Source organism: Halomonas lysinitropha, from assembly GCF_902500215.1.
Lineage (GTDB): Bacteria > Pseudomonadota > Gammaproteobacteria > Pseudomonadales > Halomonadaceae > Halomonas > Halomonas lysinitropha.
In genome coordinates this window covers 126,946-147,804 of record NZ_CABVOU010000043.1, presented here as the reverse complement: position 1 = coordinate 147,804, position 20,859 = coordinate 126,946, and the positions used below count along the sequence as shown (strand labels likewise).

The 20,859-nt window shown below is 64.3% G+C and carries 17 protein-coding genes and 1 pseudogene; 7 read left to right on the top strand and 11 right to left on the bottom strand.

The window, feature by feature from the left end:
- Positions 1-154: 154 nt before the first annotated feature.
- From HALO32_RS15590 to HALO32_RS15570, 5 genes are all read left to right on the top strand, one after another.
- Complete coding sequence (locus HALO32_RS15590; protein WP_407646888.1) at positions 155-1,198, top strand: phospholipase A; 1,044 nt, start codon at positions 155-157, stop codon at positions 1,196-1,198.
- A gap of 88 nt (positions 1,199-1,286) precedes the next feature.
- Positions 1,287-1,619, top strand: a complete 333-nt coding sequence (locus tag HALO32_RS15585; protein WP_151444813.1) for a DUF883 family protein — start codon at positions 1,287-1,289, stop codon at positions 1,617-1,619.
- Positions 1,619-2,014, top strand: coding sequence for a phage holin family protein (locus HALO32_RS15580; RefSeq protein WP_151444812.1), 396 nt, complete (start codon positions 1,619-1,621; stop codon positions 2,012-2,014). Before HALO32_RS15585 ends, HALO32_RS15580 begins: the two co-directional genes overlap by 1 nt.
- On the top strand, positions 2,001-2,279 hold the full coding sequence (locus HALO32_RS15575) for a YqjK family protein (protein ID WP_192576531.1): 279 nt from the start codon (positions 2,001-2,003) through the stop codon (positions 2,277-2,279). The genes HALO32_RS15580 and HALO32_RS15575 overlap by 14 nt, the downstream gene beginning before the upstream one ends.
- Positions 2,280-2,300: 21 nt before the next feature.
- Entirely contained in the window at positions 2,301-2,756 is a 456-nt protein-coding gene (locus HALO32_RS15570) for a CopD family protein (protein ID WP_151444810.1), read from the top strand.
- Positions 2,757-2,808: 52 nt separating this feature from the next.
- Here HALO32_RS15570 and HALO32_RS15565 read toward each other — a convergent pair whose 3' ends face one another.
- Positions 2,809-3,984, bottom strand: coding sequence for a BaiN/RdsA family NAD(P)/FAD-dependent oxidoreductase (locus HALO32_RS15565; RefSeq protein WP_151444809.1), 1,176 nt, complete (start codon positions 3,982-3,984; stop codon positions 2,809-2,811).
- A 250-nt stretch (positions 3,985-4,234) separates the two neighbouring features.
- Between HALO32_RS15565 and HALO32_RS15560 the strand changes: the two genes are divergently transcribed.
- Together HALO32_RS15560 and HALO32_RS15555 are read left to right on the top strand one after the other, a co-directional pair.
- Entirely contained in the window at positions 4,235-5,329 is a 1,095-nt protein-coding gene (locus HALO32_RS15560) for an efflux RND transporter periplasmic adaptor subunit (RefSeq protein ID WP_151444808.1), read from the top strand.
- The gene (locus HALO32_RS15555; protein WP_151444807.1) at positions 5,329-8,442 is read left to right on the top strand and encodes an efflux RND transporter permease subunit; all 3,114 of its coding nucleotides are present in this window, start codon (positions 5,329-5,331) and stop codon (positions 8,440-8,442) included. The genes HALO32_RS15560 and HALO32_RS15555 overlap by 1 nt, the downstream gene beginning before the upstream one ends.
- Positions 8,443-8,511: 69 nt before the next feature.
- On the opposite strand, the gene HALO32_RS15550 is transcribed toward HALO32_RS15555, so the two are convergent.
- The 10 genes and pseudogenes from HALO32_RS15550 to HALO32_RS15505 all read right to left on the bottom strand — a co-directional run bounded on the left by HALO32_RS15550 (position 8,512) and on the right by HALO32_RS15505 (position 20,805).
- Positions 8,512-8,940: a DUF3617 domain-containing protein gene (locus HALO32_RS15550; protein WP_151444806.1), complete on the bottom strand. Its 429-nt coding sequence runs from the start codon at positions 8,938-8,940 to the stop codon at positions 8,512-8,514.
- A 224-nt stretch (positions 8,941-9,164) separates the two neighbouring features.
- Positions 9,165-9,725, bottom strand: a complete 561-nt coding sequence (locus HALO32_RS15545; RefSeq protein ID WP_151444805.1) for a flavin reductase family protein — start codon at positions 9,723-9,725, stop codon at positions 9,165-9,167.
- A 21-nt stretch (positions 9,726-9,746) separates the two neighbouring features.
- Positions 9,747-11,999 (bottom strand): putative bifunctional diguanylate cyclase/phosphodiesterase, encoded by a 2,253-nt coding sequence (locus tag HALO32_RS15540; RefSeq protein WP_151444804.1) that lies wholly within the window; start codon positions 11,997-11,999, stop codon positions 9,747-9,749.
- 177 nt (positions 12,000-12,176) lie between these two features.
- A pseudogene (locus HALO32_RS15535) lies at positions 12,177-12,419 on the bottom strand (M48 family metalloprotease); the annotation flags it as partial.
- A 171-nt stretch (positions 12,420-12,590) separates the two neighbouring features.
- Complete coding sequence (locus HALO32_RS15530; protein WP_151444803.1) at positions 12,591-13,196, bottom strand: class I SAM-dependent methyltransferase; 606 nt, start codon at positions 13,194-13,196, stop codon at positions 12,591-12,593.
- 386 nt (positions 13,197-13,582) lie between these two features.
- Positions 13,583-14,425, bottom strand: a complete 843-nt coding sequence (locus tag HALO32_RS15525; protein WP_151444802.1) for an efflux RND transporter periplasmic adaptor subunit — start codon at positions 14,423-14,425, stop codon at positions 13,583-13,585.
- Positions 14,422-16,404 carry a preprotein translocase subunit SecA gene (locus HALO32_RS15520; RefSeq protein WP_151444801.1) on the bottom strand — a complete coding sequence of 661 codons (1,983 nt, stop codon included), beginning with the start codon at positions 16,402-16,404 and terminating at the stop codon, positions 14,422-14,424. Before HALO32_RS15520 ends, HALO32_RS15525 begins: the two co-directional genes overlap by 4 nt.
- Positions 16,397-18,553 (bottom strand): site-2 protease family protein, encoded by a 2,157-nt coding sequence (locus tag HALO32_RS15515; protein WP_151444800.1) that lies wholly within the window; start codon positions 18,551-18,553, stop codon positions 16,397-16,399. Before HALO32_RS15515 ends, HALO32_RS15520 begins: the two co-directional genes overlap by 8 nt.
- Positions 18,550-20,427: an HlyD family efflux transporter periplasmic adaptor subunit gene (locus tag HALO32_RS15510; RefSeq protein ID WP_151444799.1), complete on the bottom strand. Its 1,878-nt coding sequence runs from the start codon at positions 20,425-20,427 to the stop codon at positions 18,550-18,552. Before HALO32_RS15510 ends, HALO32_RS15515 begins: the two co-directional genes overlap by 4 nt.
- 3 nt (positions 20,428-20,430) lie before the next feature.
- Positions 20,431-20,805, bottom strand: coding sequence for a DUF3467 domain-containing protein (locus tag HALO32_RS15505; protein WP_225810087.1), 375 nt, complete (start codon positions 20,803-20,805; stop codon positions 20,431-20,433).
- Between the last annotated feature and the right edge of the window lie 54 nt (positions 20,806-20,859).

Genomic DNA, 20,859 nt, shown 5'->3' with positions numbered 1-20,859 from the left:
TTCAATGAGCGGCCTCGGTTACAATGAACGTGTGCTTGATTCTCGACCTGCCGGGGCGGCAAGGCAATGGCGCCCTGCCGGCACGGCAATACCCTTGACGTGTCATACTGGCGTGATAAAGACGCTGTTTCGATTCTCCACCAGGTATCTGACCATGATGTCTGCCCGACTCCCCCTTCTCGCTACCGCCATGACCATGGCGTTTTTGAATGCAACTGCCATGGCCGCCGAGCCGATAAGTGAAGCCGAACGCGCGGCCATCGAGGCCCGTCTGGCGGCCCTGCAGGAAGAGATGGGGGAGTTGCGTCGACAACTGGCCGACGCCGATGGCAAAAGCGCTCAAGAGGCGCCCAGCATCGAGCGACGTGCCGAACAGGCCCTCGATGAGGGAGTGAACGATCGACGTCAGTTCGAACGCGAGTCGGCACAGAACCCCTTCGCCATCACCACCCACCGACGTAACTACTGGTTCCCGGTGAGCTACAACACCGGCCCGAACGACGAGGCCTTTCTCGCCATCACTGATCGCAACAAGCCTGATCGGGCGGAGATGAAGTTCCAGTTCAGCGCCAAATTCAACCTGGTCGATGACCTCTTCGGCGACTACGGCGGCGACCTGTACTTCGCCTACACCCAGCGCAGCTGGTGGCAGGCCTTCAACACGGATGCCTCCTCGCCCTTTCGCGAGACTAACTACGAGCCGGAAGTCTTCATCGACTTCGAGAACAACATGTCGCTGCTCGGCTGGACCAATATCAATAATCGCCTGGGATTCAGCCACCAGTCCAATGGTCGCTCCGACCCGCTGTCGCGCAGCTGGAACAGGCTGATCCTCGAGTCCACCATCGTCAACGACGATTGGGCCCTGACCCTGGCCCCGCACTGGCGCATCCCGGAGTCCGAGGATGAGGATGACAATCCCGATATCCACCGGTACCTCGGCTACGGCGACATTACCCTGGCGCATCGGCTCAATGGCGACAACGAACTCAGCCTGATGCTGCGGGGCAAACCCAGCGACAACCATATGGGCACACAGGTGGACTACTCCTGGCCCTTGTTCAACAGCATCCGCGGCCATGTGCAGTACTATTATGGTTACGGCGAAAGCCTGATCGACTACGACCAGCGCAGTCATCGCCTGAGCCTGGGATTCAGCATCAATCCGCTGTTTTCCGGCGGCGTTCTGGAGCGCTGACCCTGATCTGGGTCAGGGTCGAATACGTTGAACTCGCGTCGCCGACTGTTATGCTGAAACTCTCACGTACCGTCACAGGAAGACTCCCATGGCCAGTCATGCCCCCCGCACCAGCGAATCTACTCAACAGCTCAGGGAAGACCTTAACCAGCTCACCCAGACCATCGAGGAACTGGTCAACGCCACCGCCGATGATTCCCGCAGCAACATCAAGGAGCTGCGCGAGCGCGCCGAGAAGCGCCTGAAGGATACCCGGGAGCGACTCGAGACTCGCGGAGAGCGCATCTACGACGAGGCTCGCGACAGTGTCACCCAGCAGGCCGATGCCTGCGACCGCTATGTCCACGACAATCCCTGGACGAGCATCGGCATCGGCGCCGGTGTAGGGGTTGTCATCGGCATGCTCATCGGGCGGCGCTGATGTCCGCGAGCCAGGGACCGGCTCAGCGCCTGCTCATTGCCGGCAAGCGGCTGCTCGGCAGCCTGCTCGCCATCGGCGAGACGCGCTTGCGCCTCGCCGTGCTAGAGCTCGAAGAGGAACGCGCCCGGCTGGTGGGCATGCTGCTGCTGGCCGGGTTAAGCCTCATTCTGCTGCTGTTGGGCCTCGGCGTTCTCACTACCCTGGTGATCGTCGCCTTCTGGGAGACCCATCGTCTGGCCGCCATCGGGGTCAGTGCCCTGGTACTGCTGGGCAGCGGTGGCCTGCTCGCCCTGAGAGTCATGCAGCTGGCACGCCGCCGCACCCTGCTGGCCGGCACCCTGCGCCACCTGGCAAGCGACCATGAGCTGGTGGAGACATCGCGTGAATCGCGCTGACCGTCAGGCCCGCAAGGCCGAGCTGGAACACGCCATCGAGCAGCAGCGCGTGGACCTGCTGGTGGCTACCAGCCGCTGGCAATCGGCGGGCCGTTCCCTCGACCAGGGTTGGAACCTGCTGGTGCGTTTCAAGGTACCGCTGCTGATTGCCGGCGGCATGATGCTTTACCACGGAGCGCGGCGCCCCGGCGGCGTTGCACGCCTGGCGGGCCGTCTGACCACCGGCGCACTGATCGTCAAGCGGGCACGTCGACTACTGCGCTGAGCCGCCCAAAGGAACTTTGCCATGTCCCTTGCCATCACCCTGCATGTCCTGGCCGCCGTGATCTGGGTCGGCGGCATGTTCTTCGCCTGGATGATCCTGCGGCCGGTGGCAGGAGAACTGCTGGAGCCTCCCCAGCGCCTGACGCTCTGGTACCACGTATTTCAGCGGTTCTTTCCCTGGGTCTGGGCCGCGGTGGTTGTGCTGCTGGCGACAGGGCTGTGGATGCTCTTCGGCGTCTTCGGTAGCATGGCCGGTGCCAGCTTCCATGTCCACCTGATGCTGGTATCGGGGTTGGCGATGATGGCCATCTTCCTGCACATCTGGTTCGCCCCCTACCCTCGCCTGGGCCGAGCCGTTGCCAGTGAGAACTGGGCCGCGGGCGGTCAGCAGCTGGGGCAGATCCGCCGGCTGATCGGTATCAACCTGATCCTGGGCCTGGCCACTGTGGCCATCGCCTCCGGTGGGCGCTTCTTCTGATCGTGAGAATCCTTGGGAGCATCGGGCCCTGGATCGCAGATAGCGGGGGCTGCTAGAGCGCATTGCCGCAGGCCACGCCGGAGGCCCAGGCCCACTGGAAATTATGGCCACCGAGCTCGCCGGTGACATCCAGCACCTCGCCGATAAAGCGCAGCTGCGGTAGCTCCTGTACCGAAAAGTCCTTCGAGGAGACGGCCCCGGTGTCCACGCCCCCCATCGTCACTTCGGCAGTCCGCCAGCCTTCCGTGCCCGCGGGCTTGACACGCCAGGCCTGGAGAACCTCGGCCCAGGCCTGCAGGCGGGCGTTGGCGTACTCGGCGAGCACCCCGTCGTCGTCATGCCACTCGACCAGCGCCTGGGCCAGGCGCTTGGGCAGACGCTCTCCCAGCCAGCTGGAAAGCCGCCTCCTGGGCGTCTCGCGCCGGGCATGGCAGAGCGCCTCGAAGGCATCCAGACCCGGCAGCAGGTCGATGGAAAGGGTGTCCCCGGAGTACCAGACACTGGAGATCTGCAACATGGCAGGCCCCGAAAGCCCGCGATGGGTGAAGAGCATCGGCTCACGGTAGCTCCTCCCGCGACAGGTCACCGCCACCTCGCAGCTGACGCCGGCCAGTGCCTCGGCCCGCGCCTTCCAGTGCGAGGTCAGGGTGAAGGGCACCAGGCCGGCCCGGGTCTCGGTGACCGCCAGCCCGAACTGGCGGGCGAGCTCGTAGCCGAACCCGCTGGCGCCCATCGTGGGGATCGACAGCCCCCCCGTCGCTACCACCAGAGCCCCGCAGTCGATGGGCCCCATCGAGGTCGCCAGCCGCATGCCCTCCCCCCGCCGCTCGACGCCTTCGATAGTGGTCTTGAGGCGAATATCCACCCCCGCCCAGTCACACTCGGTCAGCAGCACCCGGAGGATCTCTTTCGAGGAGTCGGCGCAGAACAGCTGCCCCGGCGTCTTCTCCACGTATTCCACGCCGTGGCGCTCCACCAGTTCCACGAAGTGCTCGGGCCGATAACGCTTGAGCGCCGAGATGCAGAACGAAGGATTCTCGGAGGTGAAATTCGCCGGCCCCGAGGCCAGATGGGTGAAGTTGCAGCGCCCGCCGCCGGACATCAGGATCTTCTTGCCCGCCTTGTTGGCATGGTCGACCACCAGCACCCGGCGTCCCGCGCAGCCGGCGGTCAACGCACACATCAGCCCGGCAGCACCGGCGCCGATAATTACCACATCGTATATCACCCTGCTGCCCTCCCGGCCATTCGTCGTCGCCAGCGGCGAGACGAGCATTCTAGCAGCCGGACATCGATGCGCCGAGAGTGGCCAATCATGTACAACTCTTGTACATTGTGATGAGAAGGCGATCCCTTCTTGGTAGTTGTGAATTGTTGTCACACTCCCAGGATACGGCTCGGTTAGGCTACAAATGGCGCCCGCAGGATCGCGAGCGCCTCTCTCGCACCGTCAACGCTCATCGAAAAGATCCGCGCTCATGCCTATACGCCTCGCCTCACACGTACTGCCCCTGTTGCTCTGCCTGTTACTGGCCTTGGCCACGCCGCTGCACGCCCAGCAGCCCACCGCAGTGATCGCCGCCGAGGCGCGCCTCGAGTCCTGGTCGGACCCGATAGAAGCCTTGGGTACCCTACGCGCCGATGAGAGCGTGACGCTCTCGGCCACGGTAACGGAGATCGTGGCCGAGCTGGCCTTCGGCGATGGTGAAGTGGTGGAAGCCGGCAAGCTCCTGGTGCGCCTGGCCGATGACGAAGAGCAGGCCGACCTGCGCGTCGCCCAGGCCTTGCGCGATGAACGGCGCAATGCGGTCAACCGGCTTGCCCAGCTGCAGGAGCGCAACCTGGCGCCACGGGGCGACCTGGAAGACGCTCGGGCACGACTGCGCCAGGTGGAGGCGGAGATCCAGGGGCTGGAAGCACGCCTGGCCAATTACCGGTTGCGCGCTCCGTTCGACGGGGTGACGGGGTTTCGCAACATCAGTGTGGGCAGCCTGGTCACCCCCGGCACCGAGCTGGTGACCCTGGACAAGCTCGACGTGATGAAACTCGATTTCAATGTGCCCGAGGTCTTTCTCTCTCTGCTCGAGCCCGGCCTGACGCTGACCGCCCACAGCGCGGCCTACCCCGACGACGACTTCACGGGGACGATCGCCAGCGTCGGGGCACGTGTCGACCCGGTGAGCCGCAGCGTGCCGGTACGCGCCGAGCTGGACAATCCCGACCTGAAGCTCAGGCCGGGCATGCTGATCGAAGTGGTGGTGCAGCGCCAGCCACGCGAGACGATGGTCATTCCCGAGGCGGCACTGATTCCCGAAGGCAACCGTCAGTACGTGCTGGTGCTGCACGAGAACGGCGACTACCAGGTCGAACGGCGTCAGATCACTATCGGAGCCCGCCGCAAGGGCGAGGTGGAGGTACTGGAGGGGCTGAGCGAAGGCCAGCTGGTGGTGGCCCACGGCACCGAGCGGGTGCGCGACGGCCAGCCGGCCCGCTTGCTGGGCATTCTCGATGACGACACCAGTGTACCGGAGATCCTGCGGCGCGAGCGCGATGCTTCGGAGGCGGAAAGCTGATGCGTCTGTCCGATGTTTCCGTACAGCGGCCGGTACTCGCCACGGTACTGGCCGCGCTGATCGTGGCCTTCGGCCTGCTGGCCCTTCAGCGTCTGCCGCTGCAGGAATACCCCTCCATCGACCCGCCGGTGGTGAGCATCGATACGCGCTATCCGGGCGCCTCGGCCAGCGTGGTGGAGACCCGCATCACCCAGGTGCTGGAGGACCGCGTCGCCGGCGTGGCGGGCATCGAGGTGATCTCGTCATCCAGCCAGGACGGTCGCTCCAGCATCAACGTGCAATTCAACCTGGCCATGGACATCGATGCGGCTGCCAACGACATCCGCGACCGCATTTCCGGCTCGCTCGACAACCTGCCTGAGGAAGCCGAGCCGCCCGAAGTCCAGAAGGCCGACTCCAGCGACGATGTGGTCATCTGGCTGAGCCTTTCCGGTGAGGGCTACACCATGGCGGAGTTGACCGACTACGCCAATCGCTACCTGGTGGACCGTTTTTCGGTGCAGACCGGCGTGTCACGGGTGATCGTCGGTGGCGGGCGCGACTACGCCATGCGCATCTGGCTCGATGCCAACGCACTGGCGGCACGCAACCTGGCCGTCAGCGACGTGGAAAGCGCCCTGCGTGCCGAAAACGTCGAATTGCCCGGCGGCGCCATCGAGTCCCGGGATCGTCAGTTCATCGTGCGCCTCCCGCGCAGCTTTGCCACGCCGGGAGATTTCCGAGGGCTGGTACTCGACGAGGGCGAAGATGACTACCTGGTACGTCTCGGCGACGTGGCCCGGGTGGAAATCGGCGCGGTAGAAGAGCGCACCATCTTTCGCGGCAACGGTGTGCCCATGGTGGGCCTGGGCATGCGCAAGCAGTCCACCGCCAACGTGCTGGAGATCTCCGACGGCGTACTGGCGGAAATGGAGCGTCTGCAGGGCACCCTGCCCGACGGCATGGATCTGGGCCTGAATTTCGACGCCTCGGTCTTTGTCTCCGGCGCCATCAAGCAGGTGGTGCAGACGCTGTTCATCGCCATGGGCCTGGTGGTCGTGGCGATCTTCGTGTTCCTCGGCAACCTGCGCACCACCATCATTCCTGCCATCACCGTGCCCATCGCCCTGATCGGCGCCTTCGCGGCGCTGGCGGTGATGGGCTTCACCATCAATCTGCTGACCCTGCTGGCCCTGGTGCTGGCCATCGGCCTGATCGTCGACGACGCCATCGTGGTGCTGGAAAACATTCACCGGCGCATGCATGAACACGGTGAGACGCCACTGGTCGCCGCCTACCGAGGCACCCGCCAGATCGCCTTCGCGGTCATCGCCACCACCCTGGTGCTGATCGCCGTATTCGTGCCGCTGAGTTTCCTGCAGGGCGACATCGGCCGGCTATTTTCGGAGTTTGCCCTGACGCTCGCCGCGGCAGTGGCGATCTCCAGCCTGCTGGCACTGACCCTGACACCCATGATGGCCTCCAAGATTCTCAAGAGCGACATGCAAGAAGGGCGCCTGGCCCGTGCGGTGCAGTGGGCACTGGAACACTCGCGCTGTATCTATCGCCGCCTGCTCGAGCGCATGCTCAAGCTGAGGCTGCTGGTGCTGGCGGTGTTTCTGGGGCTGGTCGGCGGCATGCTGTGGCTCAACGGCGAGCTGCCCAACGAATACACGCCTCAGGAGGATCGCGGCAATTTCTGGGTGCTGGTCAACGGCCCGCCGGGCGCCACCTATGACTACATGCTCGACTACATGGACGAGATCGAAGCCCGCCTGCTGCCCATGGTCGAAACCGGCGAAATCGATCGCGCGGTGGTACGTGCGCCGCGCGGCTGGGGTAACATCGAGAACTTCAACAGCGGTTTCGTCATCGTCGGACTGGCCGACTGGGGCGAGCGTCGCAGCGCCTGGGCGATCATGGACGAGGTTCGCCAGAAACTCGCTGACCTGCCCGGCGTTCGCGCCTTCCCGGTGATGCGACAGGGCTTCGGCCAGCGGGTCGAGAAGCCGGTGCAGTTCGTGCTCGGTGGCGGTACCTACGAGGAACTGGCCGAGTGGCGTGACAACGTAATCGAGCACATTCGCGAGGACAACCCGCGCCTGACGGGTCTGGAGAGCGACTACGAGGAAAACCAGCCGCAGCTGCGCGTGGAAATCGACTATAGCCGCGCCGCTGACCTGGGGGTCACCGTCACCGAGATCGGTCGCACTCTGGAGACTCTGCTCGGCGGGCGCACGGTCACCCGCTACGTGGATGACGGCGAGGAGTACGACGTGATTCTCGAGGGCGAGCCCGGCGCACGGCCGAGCCCCTCCTCCCTGGAGAGCATTCGCGTGCGCTCGCAGCGAAGTGGCGAGCTGATCCCGTTGGCCAGCCTGGTGACGATCACTGATTTCGCCGGTCCCAGTACCCTGAACCGCTTCAATCGAGTCCGCGCCATCACCCTGCAGGCCGATCTCGCCGACGGCTATCCGCTGGGCGAGGCGCTGGAGTACCTCGAAGCCACCGTGGATGAGCTTCTTCCGCCGGAGGCCCAGACCGACGTCAAGGGCGCTTCCCGCGACTATCTCGAAGCGAGTGGCGCCACCGGCTTCCTGCTGGGGCTGGGTATACTGATCGTCTTCCTGGTCCTGGCCGGCCAGTTCGAAAGCTTCGTGCACCCCTTCGTGATCATGCTCACCGTGCCGCTGGCCATCTGCGGCGCTCTGCTCGGGCTCTACCTCACCGGGCAGTCGCTGAACATCTACAGCCAGGTAGGGCTGGTGATGCTGGTGGGGCTTGCCGCCAAGAATGGCATCCTGATCGTGGAGTTCGCCAACCAGCTGCGCGACCAGGGAGTGGCCTTCCACGAGGCACTGGTCGATGCCGCCGTGACGCGGCTACGTCCCATCGTGATGACCGCGGTGACCACCATGGCGGGCGCCGTGCCGCTGATCCTCTCCAGCGGCGCCGGTGCCGAGACCCGGCTGGTGATCGGCACCGTGATCCTCTGCGGCCTGGCCGCCGCCACCCTGTTCACGCTGTTCGTGGTGCCGGTGGCCTATGACCTGCTGGCACGGGGGACCGGTTCGCCGGGCGACGTGGCCCGGCGCCTGGAACGGGAGATGGATGAGGCGCCGGCCGGCTACTGACCGGTCGGCCCTGGCAACGATGAAGGCCACCCCGCGGGGTGGCCTTCATCGTTAGAGCGGGATGAGGGTTCAGCAGTCGCCGAGGCGACGCCCCTCGACGTCCGTGACCATTGTCATCTCGCCCATCTGCGGCGACTGGACGTTGACCTCCACACGGCCTTCGGTAGTTTCGCCAAGGAAGTCCATATGCCCGACGATATCGGCCTCGCCACCCTCGGCCTGGCAGGCCATGCGGTAATCCAGGCGGTCGACCGTCACCTCGTGCTCGAGCAGTTCACAGCCCTCTTCTTCCTCGATGAAGCTGAACTCCTCGTTCTCGATATCGCCCTGGGCGATGCATTCCTGATGGCTGTCGGTCTGATCGGGGATCGGCATGTCACCCTGAACGGATGTGGTGCTGGTGAACTCCCACTGTCCTGGCTCGATATTGGGGGATTGGGCAACGGCCGCCATTGGCAGCGCCAGCAAAAGGCCGGCAAGAAGGGGACGAAACGACATGGAGAAACTCTCCCTGATGGTGTGTGGTATGCCATGCCCTCGGCATGACGCTCAGCATAGCGCAAACGACGCCCTCGCCCAATCCGGCATGGCGACCTCCCATTATGGAAGCGCCATTTAATGAGCGATTGTCGCAGACAGGTGCCCTGCGGTCGTCGGGGCAGCACGCTGTACGCCCACAAAAACACTAGCGAGCGCCGGGTGACCAGGCTGTTGCGTTCCTCTCATAACATCTGCAGCAGGAACTGGCTGCGCCGGTCGATGATCTCGCCGGCCACCATGAAGACACCGTCGCCGGTATAGTGCAGCGTTTCGGGATAGGCGGGGGTCGCCCGGGCCTGGGCCGCCACCACCTCCCAGATGAAGAAGTCATGGCGGTCGACCAGGCTGTCATCGACGAGGCGGCACTCGAAGTGGGCATGGCACTCCGCGATGCGTGGCGCTTCCACGGCCGTCGCCGGCGACGCGGTCAGGCCGAAATAGTCGAACTTGTCGAGCTCGGTGCCGCTGCTGTTGCCGATCCCGATCACCTCGGCGGTCAAGGCCGTCGTCGGCAGGTTGATGACGCACGTCCCACTGCGGCGCACGAGCTCGAAGCTGTGGTTGCCGGAGGAGATAACGCAGCCGACCAGGGAAGGCGAGAAGGCCATCACGGTATGCCAGCCCAGGGTCATGATATCGCGCTCCCCCTCGCAGGCAGATGAGACCAGCACAATGGGGCCAGGCTCGAGGTAACGACGCACCCGGTCAAGCGGCACATCGACCATATCGACATCGTCACGCATCTGTCTTTCCTCTTCTTATTCTTACTCTTTGCTGTGGGTCGCTCCCGAGAGCATCTCCGCCATGTCGCGGTCCAGGAAGGCGAGAAGGCTCTCTTCACGCAATGGCCGGGAGAGGTAGAAACCCTGGACGTTGTTGCAGTTCATGGCGACAAGGGCCTGCAGGGTCTCTTCGTCCTCTACGCCCTCGGCGGTCACCGTCAGCCCCAGTTCGTGAGCAAGAGCGATGGTGGAGCGCACGATGAGGTAATGGCGGTCATTGGTCAGCATGTCGCCCACGAAGGTCCTGTCCAGCTTGACCTCGTCGACAGGGAACTCGCTCATATAGGAGAGCGAGGCGTAGCCGGTGCCGAAGTCATCCACCGAGATGCGGGCACCGGCAACGTGAAGATCGGAGAGCACATCGCGGATGCGCGATGGGTCGTGGATGAAGCCGGTCTCGGTGATTTCCAGCCAGAGACTGCGTGCCGGCATCGTCGCCGCCAGGCTCTGGGCAATGAAGTCGACCAGGTCCGGCTCCATGAGATCCTGGGGCGCGAGATTGATGCTGACACGAAAGCCCGAGGCAACGAGGGCCGTTCGCCGCAGCATCTCGCTGGCCTCTTCGATTACCCAGCGAGTGATCCAGTGTGTCAGCCCGGCCTGTTCCAGCATGGGAATGAAGCGCCCGGGCGATATCAGCCCCAGGGTGGGATGTTGCCAGCGGATCAGCGCCTCGGCTGCCCTCACTCTCCCGGTCTCGATCTCCAGCTGAGGCTGATACTCGAGGAACATGTCGCGGGTGCCGTGGCGGTGGAAGTCCTGCAGCAGGAGCAGGTCGTCGATATCCGGCTCGAGATCGGTGCTGTAGATCACCCAGCGGCGGTGGGCATCTCGTGCCATCGCTACGGCCAGGATGCCACGACGAATCAACTCGTCGGCGCCGTCGTCCTCTTCGAGGCTTGCCTCGTTGACGATGCCGACGACGTAGACGGGGTCAAGATCGAGCGAGCCCAGGTTCAGCGGTTCGGTCAAGCGCACGACAATGTCGTTGCCTTCCAATGGCTTACTCGTGGCAATGGCGAAGAGCCCGGAACCGAAATGCCCTACCAGGAGGAAATCCTGAGCTTCCAACAGCCTCCCGAAGGCTCTCTGTAATTCCAGCGCCACCTGATAGCTGAATGCCGTGATCAACTGCTCGAGATTGACCAGCTGGATCAGGGCAATGGTCGGCGACCAGTCGGGATCGGCCTCGACGAGGCCGTCTAGCTTGCTGATGAAGGCGCTGCGATTGAATAGGCCGGTGAGCATGTGGTGCTTGAGCCGGTACTCGAGCTCGCCCTGCAACGATCGACGAGATTCCAGCTCCCTGGAGAGCAGACGGGTCTTGCGAGTCACCTGCCGGCGCAGCGACCAGGACCAGAGATAGCCGCCGCCCCCCAGCACCAGCAGGGGCAGCGCTATCCAGGCCAGGGTACGCAGATTGTCCCGCCAGGTGGGCGGCTGCCACTCCAGTTCGGAGAGCCAGTCCGCGTGTATCTCGAAATAGGTGCCATTAGCCTGCAGCAGGCCTACCTGCTCCTCCAGCCACGCATGCAGGTCGTCACGCCCCTGCCTGACGGCAAAGGCGTAGGCCTTGGGCCAGAAGGGGCGGCTGACCTGATGAATATCAAGACTCGACTGGCCGATCACATGACGCGCCGTGTGGGCGGCGACGAGGGCAAGATCCGCCCGGCCTTCTGCCACAGCCAGCAGCGCGCTCCTGATATCCTCCTGGGGTCTAAGCTCTCCTCCGGACGGGTTCTCTCTCAGGCGATTCTGCGCATAGCTACCCTCCACGACGGCCACCCGCATGCCAGAGAGGTCGCTGGGGTCCTTCTGGATCGAATCGGGAGAGAGCGCATAGATACCGTGCGCCACATGATAGATCGGCGAGGTGAAGTCGAATCGCTCCTCTCGCTCCTCGGAGACAAACAGCGCCACCACATCCGCTTCCCCGGCCTCGACGGCCTCGACGGCCTGATCCCAGGCCATCAGCCGGTGTTCGGCCTTCAAGCCCTGCTGATGGGCGATGGCCTCCTGGAGGTCGATCACGAAGCCCTTCGGCATACCGTTGTCATCGTGCCACTGAAAGGGCGGATAGTCGTCGGAACCCGCGAATACCAACGGCTCGGGCACGCTTTCCAGAGGTGGAGGAACCTGGGCGGCGAGCGGTACCGATGAGGGCACCATCAAGCAGGCGACCAGCAGAAAGAGCCTGCTCGACCTTTGACTCCTGACGCCTTGCGTGAACCCCATGTAGGCCTCGCGTTGCCATATCGCTTTTCGTCCTGAAAAGCGTGTCGACCTCAAGGATATACCAGCTTGCCACAGTTCACAGGAAGCCGCGTACCAGCGGGAACGACAAGGGCACCCGCAAATCGCAGGCTGACTACCTGTCAGGTACCCGGTGGTCGGATATACGGGGTCCTAACACTACCCGGAACAATCGGCCGGATTAGCATCACGATGGCTCGCCAGGGCCTCCTCCATGGCCTGCTGCAACGCCTCGATGCGCGAGCCGTGCGCCGGATGGGTAGAGAGAAACTCGGGGGGTTGGCCACCGCCAGCGGCTGCCATGTTGCGCCACAGCACCACGCTCTGCTGCGGGTCGAACCCCGCTCGCGCCATGATCGCCAGGCCCATCAGGTCGGCCTCCTCCTCATGGGCGCGGCTGAAAGAACCGAAGGCGCATCGCCTCATCCATCTCGTCAGTGGACCGAACGAATCAGCCTAGCCCGACTGACCGGAACAGGAAACGCCCCCTGCCCTGACAACCCACCCACCTGGCCGAGGCAGGCGTTCGAGGGGCAGCTAACATGCCGAATGCTTTATATATAGCCCAGTGACTTATGCATCAACGATACGCGTGAAAATGGCCCCGTAATGGTAGGGAGGCAGATCCACTCTCTTCTCCAGCTTGAAGCCAGCGGGTTCGACCACGGTGCGGGTTTGTTCCGGCGACAGGCGCATGCTGGTTTTGGGACCTCGCGGCTGTCCGAGGACGGTCGTCTGCTCCCGCTGCAGGGCATACCAATTGACGATGGCCAAGCGGCCATCGGGCTTAAGGGCCGCAGCGACTTCGCGGGCCAGTGCCGTCTTGTCCGGCACGCCGTGAAAGGTGTTGGCGATCAGTACATAGTCTGCCGGCGCGGCCAGCAAACGGCTCAGCGTCATGGCATCCCCGAGCAGCCAGCTGCAATTCGACATCCCCTCGCACGCCGCTTGTGCCTGTTCAAGCATGACAGGATCAATATCGAAACCGACGACATGCCCCTTACCCACTTGCCGAGCGATGGCAGCAGTGAAATACCCATCTCCACAGCCGAGATCGACGACCTTCATCCCCGGCTCGATGCACAAGGCCCTGACGACCCTGTCAGGATCCGGCCAGAGCGTATGCCACCAGTCACTGTCCGGCATGGCTGAGGCGGGAAACAACCGGTCTTGCGTCATGATGGGAGATCCCTTTTCATCCTCGCTGGTTCGCCACTCGGCCGATTTCGGCGTTGACGGGCGCAGCGTTGCGGCTTCTTACGACCAGGTTCAGATCCCACCCGGCTTCCATCGCTCATGGCTCGACTTGCACCACTCTCACCGTCTTGCCGGCACCGAACTCATATCCGCTGCCCAGCTTGTAGCGGCTGAGGTGTGGCGGATCGGTCCACATAATCTCGGCCGGCCCTTTCCAGTCTTCTGGTGTCGAGATATCAGTCTGCTAGTGTAAATCGGCTAAACCACCAGGAAGCCCTAACACCGGTTTTGTGCGACGGAAGCGATGAGGTTATCACAGCAACGTTCAGCGATGTCGCATAGCGCAGGCCTTCAGCCTCGATCGGCTCTCACCCGCCGTTCTCGACCTCGAATCGTAGCTTGCACCGTATTTCCCCCGGAAGCGACTGGTCCGCGTTGGGGACGTCGAGGCGTATGCCGAACGTGCCGCTGGCCGCGTCGAAGACTCGGTCTATCGCAGTGACAGTGGCCTTTCGCCGCACGTCTAAGGGCGGGGCGAAGGTGACCTCAGCCTCCCTGCCCAGAGCGATCTCCGGCGCATGGATGATAGGCAGGTAGACCTCCACCCGCAGCGGATCGAGCTGCGCCAGCGTCATGACCGGAGCCTCTTCGTGTGCATATTCTCCCGGCGACGCGGTAACCTCGACGACGACGGCATCGAATGGCGCGAGCACGCCCCGGCGCGAGAGGAGCAGTTCGGCCTGTGCCAGCTCCGCCTCGGCGAGTTGCCGTTCCGCCGTCGCCATCTCCAACTCGCCGCGCGCCAGTTCCAGCTCGACTTCCGCCTCCTCGAGCATCGCCTGGGAAGCTGCATTGCGCTCGCGTAACTCCGTCATCCGGTTGAATTCGATCTGGCGGAATTTCAATCGCGCCTGCGCGGAAGCAGTCGAGGCGCCGTTCTCCGCGCGGATGCGTGCCAGCTCAACCGCGCTCTGCTGCAATTCGCGATCCAGGCGCGCCAACACCTGCCCCTGCGCCACGGCATCGCCGCGACCCACGAGGATTTCGGTCAACACCCCCTGTTCGGAACTTGTCAGTTCGCTCACATCGTATGGCCGCACGATGCAGTCGAACCCGTTTTCCGACAGCAGTGGGGCTTCCCCATCCTGCGCAGCTGCGATCTGCGGCAGCACCGACAAGACGAGGGCAAGAGCGAATAGACGTCGTGTCATTCGCGGTCCCCCGTGAATGAAAGCATTGATCCGGTCATTTCATCCATCTTAAGCAGATCCTTTCTCATCTGGCCATGCATGCGCTCCGCACGCCGCTGGGCGCGGCCGAAAGCGCCCGCGGGGTGCAGTTTCATACCGATCCGGTGCATCGCAGCGCTGAACGGCCCGCCTTCCCGGGAAGAAGAAAGCAGCGGATCCTGGGCCGACAGCATGGCCTCGAAGCTGCCCCGCTGCCCCTGCCGCCCGGTGCGACCAGCGAGCTGCCGGTCGATACGGCGCGCGTCGTGGCGCTCCGACAGGATGACGTGCAGGCCACCCAACGCCTCCACGCCCGGCCCCAGCGAGATATCGACGCCGCGGCCCGCCATGTTAGTGGCGACGATGACACGACCGGCCGTGCCAGCCGCTGCGATGATCGCGGCCTCTTCGGCTTCGCTTTCGGCGTTCAGGACATCGTGCGGCACGCCCACCTGCGTCAGGACTGTGGACAGGGTCTCGGAGGCGGCAACCGACCGCGTACCGATGAGCACAGGCCGTCCGGCCCCTGCCATCTCGGCCGCCCGGGCAGCAATGGCGGCGTGCTTCTCCACCAGCGTTGCGAAGTAGCGCGCGGGAAGCTGCTGGCGCTGCGAGGGCCGGTTCGGCGCGACCCGAAGCACGTTAAGGCGGTATACCGCACGCAGTTCGCCCGCGACCTCGCGTGCCGTCCCCGTCATGCCGGCAAGCCGCCCGTATCGGCGAAAGAACCGCTGGTAGGAGGTCCGGATCACCGCGTGCTTGCGGCCCGTCACCTCGACGCCTTCCTTGACCTCGATGAGCTGATGCAGGCCGCCATTCCACGACCGGTCCTCGAGCACGCGACCGGTATATTCATCGACGATCTGCACCTTGCTGTCGCGCAGAATGTAGTGCTCTCCGGAGTGAAAGAGGTGCCGAGCGCTGAGCGCCTGACGGACACTTTCCTCGCGCCGGATGCTGCTCTCCCACAGGCCGCCCAGGTCCTCAGCTGCATCGGCCAGGCACGCACGACCCGCGGGCGTGAGCTCGACCGTTCGGCGGTCGCGGTGGACAATGTAATCGGCCGGCGCTTCAAGGCCGTCTGCCAGAGTGAGGGCGCGCTCAGCCCAGGTCCGTTCATGGGTCGGATCCGTCTCGGTCGCGATGATGAGCGGGGTGCGCGCCTCGTCGACAAGAACGCTGTCGGCCTCGTCGACGATGGCGAAATGCAGTCCGCGCATGACGACTTCCCCACGCAGGGAACCGCGGCGTGCAAGACGCTCGACCTTGAGTCGCAGGTTGCCCGCCTCCCGACCAAGTGCCAGACGGTCTCTAAGATAGTCGAAGGCTAGTTCGGCGTTCGAGGCATAGGTGATGTCGGCGGCATAGGCGCCGCGTCGCTGCGCCGGTGACAGGCCGGTGCGAATGATCCCTACCGTCAGCCCAAGCGCCCGGTAGAGCGGAGACAGCGTTTCAGCGTCGCGGGCGGCCAGATAGTCGTTGACCGTCACCACGTGGGTCGGCAGCCCCGCCATCGCCGCGGCGCCGGCGGCAAGGGTAGCCGTCAGTGTCTTGCCTTCGCCGGTATCCATCTCGGTCACCTGGCCGTCCAGAAGAACCAGCGCGCCCAGTATCTGACATGGAAAGTGGCGCAGCTCCAGTGTGCGCGTGGATTGTTCGCGAATGGCTGCGAAGGCGTCGACCAGCGCCGCGCCCTGCAGACCGCACGACCTGAGGGTGTCGCGGATCCGAGCGATCCTGGCCGAAAGCTCAGCGTCCGACAACCTATCGAAGTCGGGAGCTCGCGCAAGCACCCGGTCGCGGACCCGGGTCAGCCGCCATAGCCGCCGGCGCGCCTCCAGCCGCGCCGGCAAGGCCATCGCCACAGACTCGACCCGATCGATCCAGGTGGTATGGCGATCCTGCCGGTGGGGCAGAAGCACCGGGGGCGGCAACAGGTTTTGTACGGCGCCGTCAGACATTGAGCTCACTCAGGAATAGCTGGCGCAAGGCGCGCCAGGCACGTTGGGCGAGCGGCCGGTCGGCGTGTCGGAAACGGACATGCACCCGTCCGCCGAGCGTCACGACATGGTTCGGCTGCTCGAAGACCAGTTCGAGCTGCAGCACCCGGGTCAGGCTGCGCAGCGCCTCGGGCTGGGATGGATCGAGCGACAGGGTGCCGCCGCCGATCTGAGCCAGCGCGGCGGTGGGCAACTCGTCGGTAATCCGCGGAACCTCACGCAGGATCTGTGCTGGCCAGGCAGTACGCGGATCGTCAGCGAAGCGGAAGGCGACCGCCTGTGTGTCAGAGCGCACGAGGTCGGCTCGCTTTTCGGGCACCACGACAATGAGTACCGGATCGGAGAAATCGGCGATGTAGCCGAAGCGCTCGCCCTTGTCGTAATAACGCCCGTCGAGGTCTCCGGCATCTGAGGAGGGCAGCACGAACCGCCCGGGCACGGAGCTTCGGACGGCGAGATCCTCCTGCCTCTCCCGGGCATTGTCGAGGTCGGCCTCCGCCTTGGCGAGCCGCTCGCGTAGGACGCGCGCCTCGGCCGGCGCGTCGAATGCCACTGCGTCGGCCCGCTGCGCAAGCTCCCGTACACGCGCTTCGAGCGCGGCGACCTGCCGGTCGAGCACAGGATCCGACAGTTTCAAAAGCGTGGTGCCGGCCTGAACCTGATCATTGCTCGTGACATACACCGCTTCGACATGGCCTGCCGCGGCGGTGTGAACCGTTGCTTCATGCGGAGTCCAGACGACGCCCTCGGCCAGCGTGGCGTATGGAAGAGGAACCAGAGAGAGGACCGCGGCAATCGTACCGATCATCCCGCTGGTCACGGCGAAGGCCCGGCCGCGCCGGTGACGAAGCTTGGGGCTCGTCAGCAGGAACCAGATCTGCTTGGCGATCGGCACGCCAAACATCATGATGAGGCTCCAGACCGCGAGCACCGCTCCGATCAGCGGGAAGATGTCTACGACGAAGAAGAAGATGATGCTCACGATGAACAGCCGGTAAGCAAAAGCCGCAATGGCGTATGAGAACAACCATTTCGGCTCTCCGCGAGCCGTGACAGGGGACTCGACGGTCTCGATTCCGAAGGCGTAGCGCTGGATCAGGTAGCCGATGTAGCGGTTCGCCCGTTGGGCGAGGTTAGGGATCTCGATGAGGTCGGCGAGAACGTAGTAGCCGTCAAATCGCAAAAGCGGATTGCCGTTGAACAGGATAGTCGATACACCGGCAAGCAACATGACGTTGAAAGCGACGGCCCGAGCCATGCCCTCTTCGGCGTGGATCCACACGATGAGGGCCAGCGCAGCCAGCGTCAGCTCCACGATCATGCCCGCGGCGCCGACGATGATCCGCCGCCACTTCTCGGGAAACCGCGAGGCGTCGGACGCATCGACGTAAGGAACGGGCATGAAGACCAGCATCATGATACCGATCTCGTGCACCTCACCACCCCATCGCTTGATCGTGTAGCCATGGCCCAACTCGTGCAGCGCCTTGACCAGCGGATAGGTGACAATCAACAGCACAAGGTTGTCAGCCGCCAGAACGCGGTCGGCGACATCCTCGGTCAGCTCGGACCAATACAGACCAAGCTGCACCAGTGCATACCCCATCAGCCCGACGAAAAGCAGACCGCCTGCCCGACCGATGAGCGGCCTCACCAGCGGCAATGTTGCGGCGAGGAACGCGTCGGGATCGAGCAGCGGCATCCGGATCGCCAGCGGATTGATGAAGCTCATCATCCGCTTCTTGCGTTCCTGCTTTCCCGCCCGATGCAGCATCTCGTCCACGTCCGGCATCACGTCGCCCTGCAGGACGTCGGCATGGTGAAGCTGCGCCAGAAGGCGCATGATCTCGTTCTGAGATAGCGCATCATCGCCGAGTCGAGCACAGGCAGTATCCCAAATCTCCTGCACCGTCCGCCGGCCGTCCAGCAAGCTGATGACGAGCCAGGCCTCGGGGCTGAAGCGGTGGGAGCGGCCGGACGTACGGTCCTGAAGGACATACCAGAGTTGCCCGCGGAATTCCTGCCGGTGGATGCCCGCGTTACTCTTGAGCCGAAGCCGCAGCCCGGAGACGCGGTGCCATTCGTCCGAGTAAAACGACTTCCCGCTCACGGCGTCCACCTCCAGACGAACAGGCGCACCCAGTCGATCAGCCGCCGCGACCAGATCTCGATCAGCAGCCGCTCCTCAATGGCGGTCTTGCCGATGCCTTCCATACCGGGACGCAACCTTGGATCCCCGGCGTCGAGCCGGGCCTCGACGCGGAAGAAGTTCCGCCCCTCGTCGGCCGTCGCGATCGGAGTCACTCTTTCGACCGTATAGGACAGCTTCAGGTCCGGCATCGATGAGACCACGAGATTGCCGGTCTGCCCCGCCTCAACGGCGCGGACGTCACGCTCGTCAACCTCTAGGATCACACGGTAGCTGTCGAGCGGAGCGACCGAGAAAAGCTCATCCCCGCGCCGCACGCCCGACCCGATGGTCTGGCTGAGATCGCCCGAGATCACCAGCCCGTCAAACGGCGCGATAAGTTCAGTGCGCGCGATCTGCGCGTCGAGAAGCGCGATCTGCGCGTCCGTCTCGGCGATCTGTGCCTGAAGGATGCGCGCCTCAACGCGATCGACCTCGTCGAGGGCGCGGTCGTATTCCGCAAGCCGCTGACGCCGATCCGCGGCGTGGCCCAACCGCTCCAGCAGGAGGTCGCGGTCGTCCATCCGGGCGAGCAGATCACCCGCCTTCACCACCTCACCGGCCTTGGCATATTGCGAGGCAATGAAGCCGTCTATGGGCGCTACGATGGCGCGCTCGATGCGGCCCTCAAGGCGTGACGGGGCGGTCACGCGGAACTGTGCCTCGGCGAACGAGAAGAAGCCGATCACGCAGAGCGCCACCAACGTGGCAAGCTTGCGCCCGAAATAGCCCGGACCGAGCAGACGCACGGCCTGTCGGCGCAGGGTCTCAGCGATTTTAGAAAGAATGATACGGTCGTTCAGTCGCTTCTCCTCGAGCACAGGTCCGACCAGCGAAGCGAGCGTGTCGACGAGTTGGATCGTCGAGTCGTCGAACGGCTCGGAAGACGGCCGCTGCAGCGTGAGCGCACCAAGCATCTCGCCGTCGCGATGCAGAGGCACCGTCAGGATCGTCCCGCCACCAAGGCTCTCGGCCAGCTCGCCGTGCAGATGCGTGATGCGGTATTCCCAGTCCTCGCCGAGGGGCCAGAGCACGGCGGCCCGCTGATCCACTGCCTCCTCCATGGCGAGCGCGAGACGCCGGACAAGGTCTATCCGACGCCCGAACTGCGCTGAATGGGAGAGCGCGGCAATCCGGATCGTCCGGCGCCCGCGCAGGACCCCTACCGCGACCTGATCGCAGTCGAGCCGCAGGGAGAGATCGGTGACGAGTGCGGTGCAGGCAGGCTGGAATCGCTCCTGTTCGAGCATGCCGGCCATGACCTCGAGTGCGGTGGCCGTTCGCTCGGACATCTCCCGGCGTGCGGCGTCACCGTCGCGGCGCAGGAACGACTCGACCCAGGCGGTACCCCAGCGCAGGCTCCGGAATGTCTCGGATGGGCCAGCGGCGGCCTGGGGGTCCAGCCGCAGGCCGACTGCCCCGCGCAGAGCCCCGTCCACCAAGATCGGCTGGGCAACCACGGCGAGACCGCCCTCCTCGGCGTTCTCGCCGACGGCACGACGCTCATCGAGACAGAGTTCCACCGCGGCCGAGAGCGCCGTATCTACCACACCGTCATCGGGCCAGAACGCAACCGGCGAAAACGGCCCGTCATCCGGCGTCTCTCCGAGAAGGACGACACCGCCGCGGACGCCCCGCACGAACTGGTCCTGAAGACCGAGCCATGCCCGCAGCGCATCCTGGGTTGCGCTTGCGTCGAGCAGGAGATTCCAGAGCGCCTGGTCGAGATACGACACCAGTCGCTGCGGCGCAGGATGCCCCGTGCCGTCGCGCGCCTGCTGGTCCGGGTTCGTCATGGATCAGCGACCGGTTTCGCCGCCCGTTTCGCGCCCCTGCAGGCCGGTCTCGACCTGCAGGGTTCCGAAACGCTTCTCGTGCTGGTTGAGGACCGCGCCCAGTAGAATCCACAGACGCTTGGCCGCGTGCGGGTTGAGAATCATGCGATCGGTCAGCTTGACATGGACTTTCGACGTCTCGGTCGGGTTCCAGGTAAGGTTCGACCCGAAAAAGACAGACACTTCCTCGCGTGTGGAAGAGGCGTTTACGACATTGGCGTAGGTCGAGCGCATCTCGCTATCGTTCCAGTCAACGACCGGCGCGGTCATCTTGCTATCTGACGCACTACTGCCTTCAGTGGTGTCGCTATTTTTAGGCTGTTCCATCTTTTCATTCATACCCATCTTCCCCTGGTTTCATACACATCATTACGACGAGACCGCGGTTCAAGG